The sequence below is a fragment of the uncultured Citricoccus sp. genome (assembly GCF_937871995.1).
GTDB lineage: Bacteria > Actinomycetota > Actinomycetes > Actinomycetales > Micrococcaceae > Citricoccus.
In genome coordinates, this window is sequence record NZ_CALMQR010000130.1 from 40864 (window position 1) to 58455 (window position 17592).

A 17592-nucleotide genomic window follows, 5' to 3' on the forward strand; every position below is an offset into this window, starting at 1 on the left:
AACCGGAGTTGGCTGCCCCTTCCCTTCGTGGTGGGCCTAGCGGACTGTCCTCAGAGCCGGGCACTCCACGTCTGCGTTCCCGCCAGCTTGTAGCCGGTGGTGGACGCCTTCGTGGTCACGGTGACGGCCCCGGTGTAGCGGTGGGTGCCGGCCGGCTTCTTCACCCCGTTGACGTAGTAGACGACGCCCGCCTTCGAGGGGATCTTCACCGTGTTCGCCGCGGCGCTGAACACCGGCTTGGTCGGCGTCACCGCCTGTCGGTTGTCGAACCTCCAGGACGTGGTGCCCGACAGCCTGTACATGCCGCTGGAGGCCTTGGCGGTGACGGTCCCGGCGCCGGAGTACCTGAGCGTACCGGCCGGCTTCTTCACCCCGTTGACGTAGTAGATGACGCCCGCCTTCGAGGGGATCTTCACCGTGTTGGCCGTCGCGCTGAACACCGGCTTGGTCGGCGTCACCGCGTTCCGGTTGTCGAACGTCCAGGACGTGGTGCCCGACAGCGTGTAGCTGTCGCTGGACGCCTTGGCGGTGACGGTTCCGGTGCCCCCGTACTTGTGGGTCCCGGTGGCCTTCCTCGCCCCGTTGACGTAGTAGTCCACACCCGTCTTCGCTGGGATCCTCACCGTGTTGCCCGCGGCGCTGAACACCGGCTTGGTCGGCGTCACCGCGCTCCGGAGGTCGAACGTCCACGTGCGGGCCTCGACGATGTAGTTCTCCGAGGCCGCCTCTGCCTTGACCGTCACCAGCGTGGTGGCCGGGTACGTGCCGGCCGCCTTGCGGGTCCCGTCGATGGAGTACGTGACCCCGGTGACGTCCGGGATGGTCACGGTCTTCTTGGCGGGGTCGTGGCCCGGCGAGGGGGCCGTCACGGTCTCCTTGAGGGTGCTGAGCGTGCCCGCCGTCCGTTCGGAGACGTACTGCGAGGGCGCGCCGTCGGCCGTGGTCACCGTGGCGACGACCTGGACCGGGAACCCGGCCTCGGCCTCCGTGATGGTGAACCTGCCCGTGGTGTTCGACTGGGTCGTCGTCGCGGACTCGGTGCCGTCCGGGGCGAGCCGGATCACCTGGAGTTCAAAGGACATCTCGCTGCCCGCGGTCACCGGACCCTCGACCGTGGCCGTGAGCTGGCCGTCGACCACCGGGACGGTCGTGGGCGACAGCGACACCGACAGCGGGATGCCCGGCTCGGGATCCCCGTCGACACCGTTGGTGATGTCCACGACGGCGTCGTTGAACTGCAGCTGCTCGACGTTGCGCAGCACGTCCACCGCCGGGTCGCGTCCCTCCGTCTCGACCCGGACCATGCCGTCGGGCAGGGTCGTCAACGTCGCGTCCGCACGGTCCACCGAGTAGACCACGGTGTCCGCTCCGCCGGAGGCCGTCTGGATCCGACGTTCGATCTTCAGGTCCTTCGGGTTGATGGTCCGGTCGAAGATGCGCTCGACGAACGGCTCGAGCTTGTCCGAGCGTTCCTCGCCGTAGACGATGTTCGTGTCGAGCCAGGCGTCGCCGTCGATGAAGTTCTCGCCCGCGCGGGGTTCGATCAGGTCGCTGCCCCCGCCGCCGAGGATCACGTTGTTGTTCATGTCCTCGGCCTCGAACGGCTCTCCGTCGAGGAACGGCAACGCGTAGACCGGCTTCTCGCCGCCGCCGAGCAGCTCGCGCAGACCCTCGACGCGGTCCAGCTGCGCCTGGGTCAACCGGTGGCCGTACCCGATCTTGTCCTCCTCGGGGTTGTCGAACGCGTCCCGGTTCTGGACGCCGCGGACGATGTCGTCGCCGTCGAACCCGGAGAAGGCCTCGACCTCGTCGTACCGGTCGACGATGGCGCTCTCGACGCCGGGCACGATCTGGACGGGGTCCAGGTCGGCCCGGATGAGGTGGTTCGTCTTGTCGTACGTGACCCAGTCGAACCCGAGCATGCCCGCGAAGCGGTCGGTGCCCGGACCGCCGATCATGACGTCGTCGCCGGCTTCGGCGTCGTGGTCGTTGTTGCCGGTGCGGCCCACCAGGACGTCGTGGCCGCCGTGGTACAGGCCGGCGTCATTCTGCGCGGTGTTGCTCAGGTCGCCGACGAGGAGGTCGGCGTTGGTGCCGCCGTCGATCCAGTCGTCGCCCTCGTCGCCGCGGGCGTTGTCACGTCCGGTACCGCCGAGGATGAAGTCGTTGCCGAGGCCGCCGAAGGTGGTCGAGGCGTCGTGCCCGCCGACGATGAAGTCCTGGCCGGAGCCGCCGAACAACAGGTCCCCGAGGCCCGGCCCGCCGTTGAGGGCGTCATTGCCGCCCTCGCCCTGCAGGCGGTCGTCGCCGAAGATGTCGGTGATCACGTCGTCGCCGTTGCCACCCATGAGCGCGTCGGCGCCGTCGTCACCCTCGATGGTGTCGTTGCCGCCCTTGCCCCACACGGAGTCGTCACCGAGGCCCGTGCGGATGGTGCTGTCCTGGTCGGTGTCCTGCACCACGATGTGGTCCTCGCCGCTGAAGCGCCAGCCCGAGTCCTGTGCGCCCGTGAGGCCCGCCGCGTTGAGCTCGGCCTGCCGCGTGACGCTGTCGTCGAGGTTGAACGTGAGCTGCGGTGCCGCGAACACGTCGTGCGGTACGCGGTCCGCTGTGGTGTTGCGCTGCACGATCTGGGACAGCGAGTTCGCCTCCAGCGCGTGGAACAGCGAGTTGCCCAGGTTGCGCGACAGGTAGTAGAACCGGTCGCCGTTCTGCAGGTCCTCGAGCTGCTTCTCGAAGACATGGTTGAACGTGGCGCCGAGCATGCCGCCGAAGACGTACGGCTTCTCGGCGAGGCCACCCATCCACAGGTCGATCCCGTCCAGCCCGGTCTCGGCCGCGGGGGCCTCCATGAACGCCTTGTCCTTGGACAGCTCGACGCCGGCGGCCCGCTTGGCTGCCAGGGTCTCGGCCCCGGTGACGCTGGGGTGGTTGCCGTAGGCGGCGATGAAGTTGACGATGGACTCCGGGTTCTTCATCGAGAGCCGGAAGTCCTCCCAGCTCGTGTAGGGCTTCAGCTGCGGATCGCGGGTCTCGGCGAAGAACGCCTTGCGCGCCGCCTGCAGTCCCGGCGTGCCGGTCTCCCTCGCCCGCGCCATGTTGATGGTCGCCAGGTCCAGCGGCAGTCCGAGGAGCTGGTTGCGGAGCGTGTCGGTGACGAACTCGTCCACCCCGTTGGCGGTCTGGTTCGCGAGGCCCTTGAGGATGTTGCCCGCGGCGTCGTCGGCGTTCGCGCCGGACTCAGCGAACAGGGTCGGCTTCAGGAAGGCATCCAGCAGCTTGATGTCCTTCATGGTTCCGTCAGCCTGCTGGACGGGAATGTTCTCCCGCAGCATGGAGTGCCCGAACCGGTACACGGAGTGGGCGAACTCGGCGCGGATCGAGGAGTTCACGTCCGGCTGGTAGGAGTTCTCGTTCAGCACCACCGGATCGATCTCGGGCTGGATCCGACGGGCGAACTCCTCGAAGACGAGGTGCTGGTACTGCATCTCCGCCAGGAAGCGCGCGGCCTGGAACGACCGTTCGCCCTCGTCCCAGAATCCGTCCGCGGCGAAGCGGGCCCGCAACTCGGCCGGCATGTCGACGAGTTCCGCCTCGATCTGCGCCTGGAGGCGGTTGTGCTCGGAGTGGAACACGTGGTGCACGGCGGTCAGGCCGATGTTCTCGTTGACGCGCCCGTCGCCCGCGACGTAGTGGGCGTCCAGCGCATCGTTGTCGTACCCGGGGATGACCACGCCGTCGGTGCCGGTGGTGTCGGGCTTCGGCGTGGCACCGTGGGCGATGTCGTCCAGGAACGAGGCGTTGGCCGTGAGGCCGTTGGTGGCGACCGGGGCGGTCCGGTTGCCCTGGACGAGCCCGTCCTGGGTGGCGAGCTGGGCGTTCCCGTCGGCGCTGAGGAGCAGGTGACCGTACGGGTCCGTCGCCAGCAGCGGCACGTCCAGGACGTCGAAGTCGTCGAGCTCGATGCCGAGGACCGTGCGCGCCTGGTCCTTGACGTCCTTCCAGGTGGGGAGGCCGCCGTCGGCGCCATCGAGCATCCGTCCCGTCGGAACCGGCTTGCCGTCGATCACCTCGTACTCGCGCATGAACGCGTGGTGGGAGGCGTGCGAGCCGTAGGTCTGGTTCAGGTCCACGAACGGGGTGGTGCGGTTGACGTGCTCGCGGGCACTGCCGTCCTTGCCGGTGTCGATCGTGGCGCGGGTCAGGGTCAGGAAGTTGGTGCGCCCGCCCGGGGTGTACAGCGGATCGTCCTCCTTGAGCGGAACGACGACGGTGCCGTTGCCGCCCTTGGACACCAGGTCCAGTCCGTGGTCGAAGAACTGGCCGAAGATGGTGAACAGGCTCGTGGCGGAGGCCGACAGGCCCTCGTCCGTGGCGATGTCCGGGATGACGGTGTTCGTCTCACCCTCCGGCCCGGCTCCCTCGACGCGCTCCGCCACCTGGGCGGCGGCCGGATTGGCCGTGGTCTGGTCGACGATCAGGTTGCTGATCGTGCGCGGGGCGGAGTCGTAGACGAAGCCGTCCGTCTGCTTGTAGCTCGTCGCCGCCCCGGGCGCGCTGGTGTTGTTGCCGGGGGCGAACGGCGGGGTGACCTCGGCGTCCGCGTACTGGGCGGGTACGAGACGGGGGAAGGTCTCCTGCGCCGTGCCGAATCCGTCCTGGCCGGTCATGAGGTTGTTCCACCGCCCGTCGACCGTGCGCAGCCCGTGCGGCAGGAGCGGATTGCCCACGCACGGCTTGTTGGCGGCGTTGAAGAACGTCTGGGACGCGACGTCGAACCGCTTGTCGTTGCCGCAGAGCGGCGAGGCGTCGGGGTCCTTCAGCGTCCGCTCGGCATGTGCCTCGGCGATCTCGACCTGCTTGATGATGTATTCGAGATCGCCCTGCGTGATGTTGAAGTCCTGGCCGGGTGGTGGTGCGGCGGACGCCGCCGGCATCGGCACGAGGACGCTCGTGGCGAGCAAGGCGGCCCCAACCGCCATGGTCCCTAACTTCTTGCCCGGTCGCCCGGACGTGGCCCCAGTGTTCTTCATGTTCTTTCACTCCCAAGGTGATGACGGCGCGGCAGAGCACCCGGCCCGTCGGACAAAACGGTGATGCCCCCATGAGGCTGCTCCTCGTGGGCCGCCGGGGACTGGCGGGACTCGAGGTGTCGCGACGTCTGGGTCACCGGGGGCGGTGACTTGGGACGATGCGACTACGCCGAATCTAGAAGCATGGGGATCCACCGGGAACACGAAGCGGTACTCGCCCACCGCTTCCCGCACCCCTGGGCCGCTGCGGTCAACCGGTCAGTGCTCCGACGCCGGGTGGCGGGAACCACGAGTTTGTACTCGCTCACTGCTTGTTCGCCCCTGGAGACCGTGTCGACGGACCGGGCCGATCGCCCGCCGCGGGGTGGCCGGAGGCAGGGTCCGGGAGGGTGGTCGCGGGTGCGACGGCGCGCATCGCGCGCCGTCACCGTGGCCCGGGCGTGCCGAGGCCGCGCCCGACGACGGTGCGACGGCGCTGACGGGCGCACTGTCCGTGGCCGGAGCGGACCGGTCGGCCGGGCCCCTGGGGCGGGACGCGACCTGGTCATCCCGTGCGGGAACCGCCGGGGAGATGCCGCGGTGACGCGGCCAGTCCGGTTCGCCCGGGAGGGGCGGCCCGGGACGGGGAGCGCCCGCCCCGGCCGGACCACCGCCGTCCTCGTGGCCGGCTACGCCTAAGCGGCCGTCTCGGGCCAGTTGCCGTCCAGCATCTGCAGGAACTCGGGCTCGGAGACCAGCTCGACGTGCTGGCCGTTGCGCCGGCGGGTCAGAGCGTCCCGCGTCTTGCGGTGTCCCAGGGCTCCCCCGCGCGCGCCGGTGGCCAGGTCCGCCGGCCGGAAGCCGTCGCCCACCACGAGCATCGTCGTCTGGCCGTTGATCCTGCTGGACGGCTGGGCCCCGCACTCGGCGGCACGGTTCTTGGCGTCCTGCCGGGACATGCCCAGGTTGCCGGTGAAGACCACCGTGTGGCCGAACAACGGGTGGGCGGGGTCGGCATCGGGCGCCGGGGCGGCGTTGGTGCCCTCGTCCGGCCAGTGCATCAGGTCGGGCATGGCGGAGGAACGGGGCAATGCCGCCTCGGCGTCGAACACCGGGCCCAGGCCCCGCGCCTGGCGGGTCGCCCGGGACTCCGGGCCCTGCCCGGCGCGCCGCGGCTCGAGCCGGCGCAGGTGGATCCCCTCGGCGGCCAGCACACGGGCCAGGCCCCGCTCCAGGACGGCCGTCGCCCCCGTCACCCCTGTCGCTTCCGGTGCCCCGCCCCCGTCGAGCGTCGCCGCCGTCCCGGGGCCGAACGGCACCGCCGCGGACGCCGGTGTGCTCGTCCTGCGGGACACCACGTCGATCATGATCCGCGCGCAGGCCTCGGCGTCGGCGAGCGCGTCGTGGTGGTTCCTCAACTCGTAACCGGCCTCCCGGGCCGCCACGGGCAGGGCGTACGAGGGCAGGTCGTAGGTGCGCCGGGCCATCACGAGCGAGCAGGCGTAGTCGATCTGTGGGATGTCCATCCCCGAGACCTCGAGCGCGGACTCGATCACGCCGATGTCGAACCCGGCGTTGTGGGCCACCACGGGGTCCTCCCCGATGAAGCCGGCCAGGTCGGGGAACAGGTCCCCGAAGCGCGGTGCCGAGGCCACCTGGCCGGCGGTGATGCCATGGATGCGCACGTTGCGGGCGTCGAAACGGTCGAAACCCGCCGGCGGCCGCATCAGCCAGTACGCCCGCTCGACCGGTTGCCCGCCCCGGACGCGGACCAGCCCGACCGAGCACGGGGAGCCGCGGAAGCCGTTGGCGGTCTCGAAGTCGAGGGCGGTGAAGTCCAGTGCGGTGTCCTCCCCTGTCATCAGCGGTCCTCGACCGGCGCGGTCGCCCCCGCGGCGGTGGAACCGGCGCCCAGCACCCGGATGAGCTCGGGCAGCAGCTGGCGGAAGGCCATGCCCCGATGGCTGATCGAGTTCTTCTCGGCCGCGGAGAGCTCGGCCACGGATTCCGACCGCCCGTGCGGCCTCAGGATCGGGTCGTAGCCGAATCCCCCGTCTCCGCGCGGTTCCGTGAGCAGGGCCCCCGTGAGGAACCCCGTCTCGACGAGTTCCTCACCCGTGGGCGTCACCATCGCGGCGGCGCAGACGAAGGCCGCCTGGCGGTGTTCGGGCCCCACGTCCGCCAGCTGGTCCAGCAGCAGCCGCAGGTTCGCCGCGTCGTCACCGTGCCGTCCGGCCCAGCGGGCCGAGAAGATCCCGGGAGCACCCCCCAGCACCTCCACGGCCAGGCCGGAGTCGTCGGCCACGGCCACCAGCCCCGTGTGGGCCGACACGGCACGGGCCTTCTTCAGGGAATTCTCCTCGAACGTGACGCCGTCCTCGACCACGTCCGGAGCGCCTGCCGCCTCGGCATCGATGACCTGGGTGTCCACGTCCAGGCCGGGGACCTTCCCGCGCAGGAGTTCGCGCAGTTCACGCAGCTTGCCCTGGTTGCGGGTCGCCAGGACCAGCCGCGGCCCGGCGCCGGGGCTCTCGACCCCGCTCACCGGTCACCGGCGAGGGTCTCGCGCTGGATCCGGGTCAGCTCGGCCGTGCCCTCCACCGCCAGGTCGAGCAGCGCGTCGAGTTCGGCCCGCCGGAACGGCGCACCCTCGGCGGTGCCCTGGACCTCCACGAAGTCCCCGGCCCCGGTGACCACGACGTTCATGTCCGTCTCCGCGCGCACGTCCTCGACGTACGGCAGGTCCAGCATGGGCACGCCGTCGATGATCCCGACGGACACGGCCGCCACGGAGTCCTTCAGCGGCTGCGCCGCGGCCGGGATGATGCCCTGGCCCTTGGCCCACGTGATGGCGTCCGCGAGGGCCACGTACGCGCCCGTGATGGCGGCCGTGCGGGTGCCGCCGTCGGCCTCCAGCACGTCGCAGTCCAGCACGATGGTGTTCTCCCCGAGGACCTTGAGGTCGATGATGGCGCGCAGGGACCGGCCGATCAACCGGGAGATCTCATGGGTCCTGCCCCCGATCCTGCCCTTGACCGACTCGCGCTGGGAACGGGTGTTCGTGGCCCGCGGCAGCATGGCGTACTCGGCGGTGACCCAGCCCGTGCCCTCGCCCTTGAGCCACCGGGGCACCCCCTCGGTGAAGGACGCGGTGCACAGTACCCGGGTGTTGCCGAACTCGATCAACGCCGAGCCCTCGGCCTGACGGGACCAGCCCCGGGTAATGCTGATGGGCCGCAGGGCGTTGACGGCCCGGCCGTCCTGCCGGGCCGCGGCGCCACCGGTCCCGGGGGCGGGGCTGGTCGTGGGCAGGACAGGGCTTCCGGGGTTCCCGGACGTCGATGAGGTCATGACCGCCATCCTACCGAGCGGCTCAGACCCGATAGGTGACCCCCGAGACCGCCACGGCCAGGTCGCCGTCGAACGCCTCGCGTGCCTCGACCGACGCCGTCAGCGGATCCGTCCACACGGGCAGGTGGGTCAGCAGCAGCCGTCGCGCACCGGCGTCGGAGGCCATCTGGCCGGCGCGGCGGCCGGTCAGATGCACGCCGTCGATGCCGTCGTCACGGCCCTCCTGGAAGGCCGCCTCGCACAGGAACAGGTCGGCGTCCCGCGCGGCCTCCACGAGGCCCTCGCAGGTGTCCGTGTCCCCGGAGTAGGTCAGCACCCGGCGCACGTCCTCGCCGTCCGGCCCGGGCCCGGTGGTCTCCACCCGCAGGGCGTAGGCCTCCTCGATGGGGTGGCGCACGGGGACCGGGGTGACGGTGAACGGGCCGATGGTCACCGGCTCGTGGGACCGCCAGTGCCGGAAGTCGAAGTCGGGGTGCATCCCCGGGTCCGGGTCCAGCCCGTAGGCGATGGCCATCCGGTCCGCGGTGTCCGCCGGCCCGTAGACCGGGACGTGGACGCCCTTCCAGCCGTAGGGGTTCCAGCGGATCGCCACGTGCAGCCCGCACAGGTCCATGCAGTGGTCCGGGTGCAGGTGGGAGAGCAGCACGGCATCGATGTCGTCCAGGCTCATGTACCGCTGCAGGGTGCCCAGGGCACCGTTGCCCAGGTCCATCAGGATGCGCCAGGTCTTGGGCGCGGATCCGTCCTCGGTACGCCCCTCGGCCGTGACCAGGTAGCACGATGCCGGGGAGCCCGGCCCGGGGAAGGACCCGGAGGCACCGATGATCGTGAGCTTCACCCTGTTGCTGGCCTTCCCTGCGTGGTGGTCGACGGCGAGGTCGCGAGGTTTCCGTCCACTGTACTGGTCACCGGCCGCCGGCCGTCGCGTGCGGCCGCGAGCATCTCCGGGGTGATCCGGGCGAGCACGCCGGTGGGATAGCGCTCCGAGATGTGGTCCACGTGCTGCACGCCGCCGACCTCCGGTCCGAGGAAGCGCCGGGCCAGCCGCTCGAACTGCTGCGGGTCACCCGTCGCCATGAACCGGTGCCCCGTCGCCTCGTCCACCCCGGCCGGGCGTTCCAGGCCGTGCCGGACCAGGGCCCGGTACACGTCCTTCGCCGTCTCCTCCGCGGAGGAGACCAGGGTGACGTCCTCACCCATGACCAGGGAGATCACGCCGGTCAGCAGGGGGTAGTGTGTGCAGCCCAGCACGAGGGTGTCCACGCCGGCGGCCTTCAGCGGCGCCAGGTATTCCTCGGCCGTGGCCAGCAGCTCGGCACCGGTGGTGATCCCCGCCTCCACGAATTCCACGAAGCGGGGGCAGGCCACCGAGGTGATCCGCAATTGGGGGGCGGCGGCGAACGTGTCCTCGTAGGCCCTCGAGCCCACCGTCGCCTCCGTGCCGATCACCCCGACGTGCCCGTTGCGCGTGGCCGCGACCGCGCGCCGGACGGCCGGCTGGATGACCTCGACCACGGGGATCCCGTACCGGGCCGTGTACCGCTCCCGGGCGTCACGCAGCACGGCCGCCGAGGCGGAGTTGCACGCGATGACCAGGACCTTGACGCCCGCGTCCACCAGTTCGTCCATGATCCCGAGCGCGAAGGCCCGCACCTGGGCGATGCTGCGCGGGCCGTAGGGTCCGTGGGCCGTGTCCCCCACGTAGGCGATCTCCTCGCCGGGCAACTGGTCGATGATCGCCCGGGCGACCGTCAGTCCGCCCACCCCGGAGTCGAACACCCCGATCGGTGCCAGGCCGGCCGGCGTGGGGTCAGCGTCCGCGGGGGCCGGTCCGGGGCGCACGAAGGTCTGGGAGTTCTGGGTCATGGTCCTTCAGAGGATAGGCGCAGAGCGACGCGTCAGTCGGGAAGGCGCGTGGACAGGGCCACCATGAGCGTCTCCAGCAGCCACGTGGTGAAGTTGTACAGCAGGGCCATGTAGGACTCCACGTCCGTGGCCTCGGACCAGTCGTCCACCTCGTGGACCCTCTCGGCGTCCTCCTCGGTCTCGATGCCCAGCCGGGACGAGAGCACCAGGCGCACGTCGTTCAGGGCACGGCTGAAGGAGACCGCCTCGGGCTCGGTCAGCACGACGGGGTTGGCCTGCAGTGCGGCCACCGCCCGCTGCAGGTCCTGGGTCTTGGACCGGCGCACGGCGTCCTCGGTGAGGGCGCGGAACTCCCCCGCCGCCCGGTCCGCCGCGCCGGAGTCCCCCTCGTCGCCGTCGTCGCGGTCGTCACCCACGACGCCGTCCGGCAGCAGGCGCGCCAGCGCCGGGTCCTCGGGAGCGGGACGGTACGGGGCCGCCGTCGGGACCGTTCCGGCTCCGGGCCCGGCACCGTCCGAGACTCCGGGCAGCCCACCGTCCCGCAGCGGTCCGAGGCCGGCCACGATGTCCCAGAAGGCGTCCCCGTCCGGACCCTCGGTGTCGGGCCGGTCGGCCATCACGGCGGCGGGATTCCCGGGCCGGTCCCTGTCGAGGAGCTGGATGACGTCCTGGAACAGGGTGCGCAGCAACCGGCGTTCGGCACGCTCGAGGTCGGCCACGAACCCCTTCGGCGTGGACTTGAAGGCACGCGCCATCAGGCGCCCTCGCCCGTCTCGTGCTGAAGGGTGGCCCACAGGCCGTACCCGTGCATTGCCTGCACGTGCCGCTCGGCCTCCTCGCGCTGGCCCGAGGCCACGATCGCCCTGCCCTCCTGGTGGACCTGCAGCATCAGCCGGTCGGCCTTCTCCCGGCTGAACCCGAAGTAGGACCGGAACACGTAGGAGACGTAGCTCATGAGATTGACCGGGTCGTTCCACACGATCACCTGCCAGGGACGGTCCAGCAGGGTGAGCCGCGCGGGGTCCGGACGTTCGAGCAGGCCGGTGGACCCGCCGGGCACCTGGTCGGGCGAGGCGCCGGGCGGCACGGGAACCTGACTGCACCACACCATGGCGCCCATTCTACGCGGCCGCCGGTCCACGGACCGGGTGGTCACTGGCTGTAGGGTGACTGGCGTGACCGAGCTGACTTCGACGCGGGACACGGGCTGGCTGCTGCCCACCTCGCTGTTCACGGACCACTACGAACTGACCATGCTGCAGGCCGCCCTGAGGTCCGGGGCGGCGCACCGCCGCAGCGTCTTCGAGGTGTTCTCCCGCCGGCTGGCCGAGGGCCGCCGGTACGGCGTCGTCGCCGGGACCGGGCGGTTGCTCGAGGGACTGGCCACGTTCCGGTTCGGCGCCGGCGAGCTCGACTTCCTGGCGGACCACCGCGTGGTGGATGACGCCACGCTGCAGTGGCTGGCGGACTTCCACTTCTCGGGCAACATCTTCGGCTACGCCGAGGGCGAGGCCTACTTCCCCTACTCCCCCATCCTGCAGGTGGAGTCCTCCTTCGCCGAGGCCTGCATCCTGGAGACCTACCTGCTCTCCGTGCTCAACTACGACTCGGCGGTGGCCTCGGCCGCCTCGCGGATGACCTCCGTGGCGGCGGACCGTCCGTGCATCGAGATGGGTGCCCGCCGCATCAACGAGGAGGCCGCCGTCGCGGCCGCCCGCGCCGCCGTCATCGCCGGGTTCGACTCGACCTCGAACCTGGCGGCCGGCGAGCGCTACGGGGTGAAGACCGTCGGCACGGCGGCCCACTCGTTCACGCTGCTGCACGACTCGGAGCGCGAGGCCTTCGAGGCGCAGGTCACGGCCCTCGGGCGGGACACCACGCTGCTGGTGGACACCTATGACGTCGAGCAGGGTGTGCGGACGGCCGTCGAGGTCGCCGGCACCGCGCTGCGCAATGTCCGGCTCGACTCCGGTGACCTCGTCGAGCAGGCCCACCGGGTGCGGAGGCTGCTGGACGACCTCGGCAACACCAGCACCGGCATCATGGTCACCTCCGACCTGGACGAGTACGCCATCGCCTACCTGCGGTCGGCGCCGGTGGACTCCTACGGCGTGGGCACCCGGCTGGTCACCGGTTCCGGCGCGCCGACGGCCTCCATGGTCTACAAGCTGGTCAGCCGCCAGGACGACGACGGCACCTGGGTGGACGTGGCCAAGGCCTCCTCCGGCAAGGGTTCGATGGGCGGCCGCAAGTTCGCCGCGCGCCAGCTCGACGCCCCCGGCCGGGCCACCGCCGAGCTGGTCGGCGTCAACGAGCCGCCGGACGCGGACTCCAACGACCGCCCGCTGCAGCACGCGCTGGTGCTGGACGGCGAGCTGCAACCCGGATGGACGGGACCGGAGGCGGTGGTCCGGGCCGCCCGGCGGCACCAGGACTCCCGTTCCGAGCTGCCCGCCGCGGTGCGTAGACTTCAGCCCGGCGAGCCGGCCATACCCACCGTCTTCACCGAGGCCTGACTCACCGGTCCAACCCGCGGTGGCGCCTCGCCACCACCCGTCTCCCCACGCACAGAACAGGAAAGAATCCCACCATGCGTGCCTTGGTCATCGTGGACGTACAGAACGACTTCTGTGAGGGCGGCTCCCTGGCCGTCGAGGGCGGCGCCGAGACCGCCGCGAGGATCACCGCCTTCCTGGACGAGCGCGGTTCCGAGTTCGACGCCGTCGTGGCCACCCGCGACTGGCACGTCGATCCCGGCCCGCACTTCGCCGCCGAGGACGCCGAGCCGGACTACACCGAGTCCTGGCCGGTGCACTGCGTGGCCGGCACGGCAGGCGCCGAGCTGCACCCGGCCCTGGACTCCGAATACCTCGACGCCCAGTTCCTCAAGGGCCGCTTCGACAGCTCCTACTCGGGCTTCGACGCCCAGCTCGGCAGCCCCGACATGGTCCGCTCCGGCGCCCCCGAGGGCACCGCGGGTCCCTTCGGCGCCACCGCCGCCGCGGCCACGGCCGTCGAGGACGGCGCCCCCGGCCTGGACGACTGGCTGCGCCAGCAGGGCGTGAACTCGGTGGTGGTCGTAGGGATCGCCACGGACCACTGCGTCAAGGCCACCGTGCTGGACGCTATCGACGCCGGCTATGACACGTTCGTCTACACCGACCTGGTCGCCGGGGTGGACGCCGAGCGCTCCGAGGAGGCCCTCCAGCTGATGGAGGAGAACGGCGCCGTCCTGCAGGCCTGGGGCGGATCGGCCGAGTAGTCGCCCTGCCCTCGAGGCGACTGCGGTCGCCGGGTCCGGCCACCCGGTGATCTTTCGGCGCGCCACCGGGGCGCAGGGGCATAACCCCTGGTTTGCGCCCGGGTTTTCCCTGCTGGCAGGATGGTGCCGATCCGTGGCAGTGGGCCGCGGATCTCCCTGACTCGTGAGAGGAAACCGATGTCTACTCCCGGTGACAGTCCGGGGCACAGTCTGTGCCCCCCGCTGACACGCGCGCAGGCGCGCACGACGTGTGGTGGGGGGTGTAAGAAGTGGAAGTAGTCTCGATCCTCATCGGCCTGGTCCTGATCGGTGCGTGCGCCCTGTTCGTGGCGGCGGAGTTCTCCCTGATCACGGTCAACAAGAACGACGTGCGGGACGCCGCCGCGACCGGGGACAGGAAGTCCGCCGGTGTGCTCACGGCGATGAACACGCTCTCCACCCAGCTCTCGGGTGCCCAGCTGGGCATCACGCTGACCAACCTGGGCATCGGCTTCCTGGCCGAGCCGGCCATCGCAGCCCTCGTGGTGGGTCCGCTGGAGCAGGCCGGGCTGGCGGAGCCGCTGGCGCGGTCCGTCTCCGTGGCCCTGGCCCTGGTGATCGCGACGCTGCTGACCATGGTGTTCGGTGAGCTGGTGCCCAAGAACCTGGCGATCGCCCGGCCGCTGGCCACCGCGCGCGCAGTGTCCGGGTTCCAGCGTGCCTTCAGCACGGTCACCGGGCCGCTGCTGACGTTCTTCAACGGGACGGCCAACCGGATCGTGCGGGCGCTGGGCATCGAGCCGCAGGAGGAGCTGGCCTCGGCCCGTTCTCCCGAGGAATTGACGGTACTGGTAGGACATTCGGCCCGCCAGGGCGTGCTGCCCGAACAGACCGCCCAGCTCGTCCAGCGCTCCTTCGCGTTCGGCACGCGGCGGGCCCACGACGCGATGACCCCCGGGACCCGCATCGTCAGTCTCACTCCGGGGCAGAGCGTGCAGGACATGCTCTCCACGGCGGCGGCGACCGGCCACTCCCGGTTCCCGGTCATGGAACCCGGATCGCCCGAGGTGCAGGGCATCGTCCACGTCCGCCGGGGCCTGGCCGTGCCGTTCCCTGACCGCGGGCACACCCCGGTCGCCACCGTCATGGACGAGCCGACCTTGATGCCGGACACCGTGGAGTTGGACGACCTGATGGACACCCTGCGCGCCGGTGGGCTGCAGATGGCCGTGCTGATCGACGAGACCGGTGACGTGGCCGGGCTAATCACCCTGGAGGACCTGGTCGAGGAGCTCGTGGGTGAGGTCGTGGACGAGCACGACCCGGACGAGGGGACCAGTGAGCACCTGCCCGACGGGACCTGGCGGCTCGACGGGGCCCTGCGCCCCGATGAGGTCAGCACGCTGCTGGGGCACCACATCCCGGAAGGCTCCGACTATGACACCCTCGCCGGGTTCCTGACCCTGCACCTGGGGTCGATCGCCACAGTCGGGGACGAGGTCGAGATCGACACCGAACCGGCCCACGGGTATCGGGCCGCACGGATCACCCTGCGCGTGGAAGAGATGGACGGGGCACGCATTGCCCAGATCAGCGCCTCCGCCACCCCCCTCGAGACGGAAGAGAGTGCCCGCTAGTGGATACCGTGGGAATCATCCTGACCATCGTGCTGCTCGCGGCCAACTTCTTCTTCGTCGGCGCCGAGTTCTCCCTGATCGCCGCCCGGCGGTCCATCATCGAACCCCGGGCCCAGGAGGGCGGCCGGGCCGCCCGGATGACCCTGTGGGCGATCGAGAACGTCTCGCTGATGATGGCGGGCGCCCAATTGGGCATCACCGTGTGTTCCCTGGCCCTGGGGTACGTCACCAAGCCGATGGTCGTCTACGCCCTGCAGGGACCGTTCGAGGCCCTGGGCGTACCAGAGGCGGCGATCGACACCATCGCCTACGTCATCGCCTACGCCCTGGTGACCTACCTGCACGTCGTGCTCGGCGAGATGGTGCCCAAGAACATCGCCCTGGCCGGACCGGAGCGGATGGCCCTGGTGCTCGGACCGGCACTGGTCGTCGTCGTGCGGATCCTTCAGCCGATGCTGTGGGCCATGAACGCGATGGGCAACGCCATCCTGCGCCTGTTCAAGGTGACCCCGAAGAACGAGGTCACCAGCGCCTTCACCCGGGACGAGGTCGCCGGGCCTGGTCGGCGAGTCCCGCGAGGGCGGGCTGCTGGACCACCAGGACGAGCGCCTGCTGCTCGGTGCCCTCACCTTCGAGGAGCGCTCCGTGAAGTCCATCGTGATCCCCCTGCACGAGGTCACCACGCTCCCGGCCGGGTGCACCCCGGAACAGATCGAGACCGTCGCGGCCAACGGGTACTCACGGTTCCCGGTGCAGTCCGAGGACGGCGAGCTGCGCGGGTACGTGCACGTCAAGGACCTGCTCAGCCTGGATGCGGTCGAGCGGAACGCGCCCCTGCCGGAGCGGCTGGTCCGGGACCTGCCGCAGGTGCACGTCGCCGAGCACCTGCAGACCTCGTTGCGCCAGATGCAGCGGGACGGGGCGCACCTGGCTCTGGCCGTGGACCACGATGGACATCCGTATGGAATCGTCACCCTCGAGGACATGCTCGAGGAACTGGTCGGGCAGATCCGCGACGACAGCCGTGTCTCCCGGTAGCAACGGTGAGCGGGCGGCCTGGTCCTCCCGCCCGGTTCCCGGTCCTGCGGGCCGCCCGTCCGAGGGTGGCCCGCAGGACCAGTCCGGTCACAGGCCATGAACGGCCTCGACGGGGCCGGGATCGTCGGGGACCTGCTGTCCTGGGTCGGATTGTGCCTGGGCCTGCCCCTGCTGCTGGCCGGGATGCTGCGGCGTTCCAGGGAACGGTCCCTGGTGGCCACCGAGGTCGTCATCGTTCGAGGCCCGCCTGAACCGCAGGCCCGCTGGTTCGCCAGCGGGGAGTTCTACGACCGCCCCCTGCACGCGACGGAGCACTCCCACTATGCCGGCAGGGACGTCTGCACCGGGTACGTCAGCCCCCGGGAGCCCTGGGTCATGGGTTTCGAGCGTCATCGGCAGGCCACCGGTACATGCCTGGCACTGGGTGCGACCTTCATCATCATCGGGCTCTGCGGCCTCATCCTCTCGATCATCCCCCTGGTGATCGGCTGAGGTCGGTGGCCGGGGCGCCGGGTGGACCACCGGTTCGCGTCATCCGCTCCCTTCGGGTCGGCGAAGCGCGTCGATCGGCCCCCTGGCACCCGGCCCGGCGGCTTTGTACCCTCGGAGGCACGAGGTGAGTCGACGGTGCCCCCTGATGATGTCTTCGTCCCCTATGGCCCCTCCCATTGGGGTGCGCTGGTCGTCTGCGTCCTCGGCGCCGTGTTCGTCATCGGCGTGGGCCGGCGGTTGCGGGGCTCCGGGGCCGAGGTGGTCTTCTCCCGGGTGTTCGCCGGGGTTCTGGCCGTGTACGCGGTGGCGATGCTCGTCTATCGGTGGTGGCCGGGCCAGTTCGACCTCCACATCGCCCTGCCGGTCCACCTCTCGGATCTGGCGTGGATGGTCGCGGTCATCGCGCTGTGGACCCGGACCCACTGGGCGTTCGCCCTTACCTACTACTGGGGACTGACGCTGAACCCGCAGGCCATCCTCACCCCGGCCCTGAACTCGCCGGACTTCCCCCACATCGACTTCATCGACCTCTGGATCCAGCACCTGCTGGTGCTGTGGGCGGCGCTGTACCTGACGTGGGGACGCGGCACCCGGGTGGCCTGGGGCAGCTACCGGATGGCCCTGGTCGTCACGGTGGCGTGGGCGGTGGCGGCCTTCGGGCTCAACGGCTGGCTGGGGACCAACTACGGCTTCCTCAACGCGAAGCCCGACAACCCATCGGTCCTTGATCTCTTCGGGTCCTGGCCCTGGTACCTGGCCGTGGAGTTCCTCATTATCTCCGCGGTGTGGGCGCTCATGACCTGGCCGTGGACGGCCCGGCGGCCGGCCCGGCGGCTGGCCCGGGCCTGGACGGCGTCCCCGGACGCACGAGCCCCACGGACAGACCGTGGACGGCATCGCCGGCCGCGGTAAGGGGCGGACCGTCCGCAGTCCGGAACGGTTCCGTCGCGGACGG

13 protein-coding genes and 1 pseudogene are annotated in these 17592 nt (G+C 70.8%); 6 read left to right on the top strand and 8 right to left on the bottom strand.

Annotation, left to right across the window (positions count from 1 at the left end; all coding sequences use genetic code 11):
* Window positions 1-50: 50 nt before the first annotated feature.
* The 8 genes from Q0283_RS14780 to clpS all read right to left on the bottom strand — a co-directional run bounded on the left by Q0283_RS14780 (window position 51) and on the right by clpS (window position 11340).
* Complete coding sequence (locus Q0283_RS14780; protein ID WP_298045342.1) at window positions 51-5033, bottom strand: peroxidase family protein; 4983 nt, start codon at window positions 5031-5033, stop codon at window positions 51-53.
* A gap of 674 nt (window positions 5034-5707) precedes the next feature.
* Window positions 5708-6874 (bottom strand): exonuclease domain-containing protein, encoded by a 1167-nt coding sequence (locus Q0283_RS14785; RefSeq protein ID WP_183524673.1) that lies wholly within the window; start codon window positions 6872-6874, stop codon window positions 5708-5710.
* Window positions 6874-7557 carry an RdgB/HAM1 family non-canonical purine NTP pyrophosphatase gene (rdgB, locus tag Q0283_RS14790; RefSeq protein WP_183524670.1) on the bottom strand — a complete coding sequence of 228 codons (684 nt, stop codon included), beginning with the start codon at window positions 7555-7557 and terminating at the stop codon, window positions 6874-6876. Before rdgB ends, Q0283_RS14785 begins: the two co-directional genes overlap by 1 nt.
* Complete coding sequence (gene rph / locus Q0283_RS14795; RefSeq protein ID WP_255459406.1) at window positions 7554-8363, bottom strand: ribonuclease PH; 810 nt, start codon at window positions 8361-8363, stop codon at window positions 7554-7556. Before rph ends, rdgB begins: the two co-directional genes overlap by 4 nt.
* Window positions 8364-8385: 22 nt before the next feature.
* On the bottom strand, window positions 8386-9201 hold the full coding sequence (locus Q0283_RS14800; RefSeq protein WP_183524667.1) for an MBL fold metallo-hydrolase: 816 nt from the start codon (window positions 9199-9201) through the stop codon (window positions 8386-8388).
* The gene (gene murI / locus Q0283_RS14805) at window positions 9198-10229 is read right to left on the bottom strand and encodes a glutamate racemase (protein ID WP_298045344.1); all 1032 of its coding nucleotides are present in this window, start codon (window positions 10227-10229) and stop codon (window positions 9198-9200) included. The genes Q0283_RS14800 and murI overlap by 4 nt, the downstream gene beginning before the upstream one ends.
* A 32-nt stretch (window positions 10230-10261) precedes the next feature.
* Complete coding sequence (locus Q0283_RS14810) at window positions 10262-10984, bottom strand: DUF2017 family protein (protein WP_298045345.1); 723 nt, start codon at window positions 10982-10984, stop codon at window positions 10262-10264.
* Window positions 10984-11340, bottom strand: coding sequence for an ATP-dependent Clp protease adapter ClpS (clpS, locus tag Q0283_RS14815; protein ID WP_221243338.1), 357 nt, complete (start codon window positions 11338-11340; stop codon window positions 10984-10986). The genes Q0283_RS14810 and clpS overlap by 1 nt, the downstream gene beginning before the upstream one ends.
* A 64-nt stretch (window positions 11341-11404) precedes the next feature.
* Between clpS and Q0283_RS14820 the strand changes: the two genes are divergently transcribed.
* The 6 genes and pseudogenes from Q0283_RS14820 to Q0283_RS14845 all read left to right on the top strand — a co-directional run bounded on the left by Q0283_RS14820 (window position 11405) and on the right by Q0283_RS14845 (window position 17549).
* Window positions 11405-12745 carry a nicotinate phosphoribosyltransferase gene (locus Q0283_RS14820; protein ID WP_298045347.1) on the top strand — a complete coding sequence of 447 codons (1341 nt, stop codon included), beginning with the start codon at window positions 11405-11407 and terminating at the stop codon, window positions 12743-12745.
* A gap of 74 nt (window positions 12746-12819) precedes the next feature.
* Entirely contained in the window at window positions 12820-13491 is a 672-nt protein-coding gene (locus Q0283_RS14825) for an isochorismatase family protein (RefSeq protein WP_183524657.1), read from the top strand.
* 269 nt (window positions 13492-13760) lie between these two features.
* On the top strand, window positions 13761-15107 hold the full coding sequence (locus Q0283_RS14830) for a hemolysin family protein (protein ID WP_183524654.1): 1347 nt from the start codon (window positions 13761-13763) through the stop codon (window positions 15105-15107).
* Window positions 15107-16145 (top strand): annotated as a pseudogene (locus tag Q0283_RS14835) (hemolysin family protein). The gene Q0283_RS14830 and the pseudogene Q0283_RS14835 overlap by 1 nt, the downstream one beginning before the upstream one ends.
* A 96-nt stretch (window positions 16146-16241) precedes the next feature.
* Window positions 16242-16637: a hypothetical protein gene (locus tag Q0283_RS14840; RefSeq protein ID WP_183524648.1), complete on the top strand. Its 396-nt coding sequence runs from the start codon at window positions 16242-16244 to the stop codon at window positions 16635-16637.
* A gap of 135 nt (window positions 16638-16772) precedes the next feature.
* Window positions 16773-17549: a TIGR02206 family membrane protein gene (locus tag Q0283_RS14845; RefSeq protein ID WP_183524645.1), complete on the top strand. Its 777-nt coding sequence runs from the start codon at window positions 16773-16775 to the stop codon at window positions 17547-17549.
* Window positions 17550-17592: the final 43 nt, after the last annotated feature.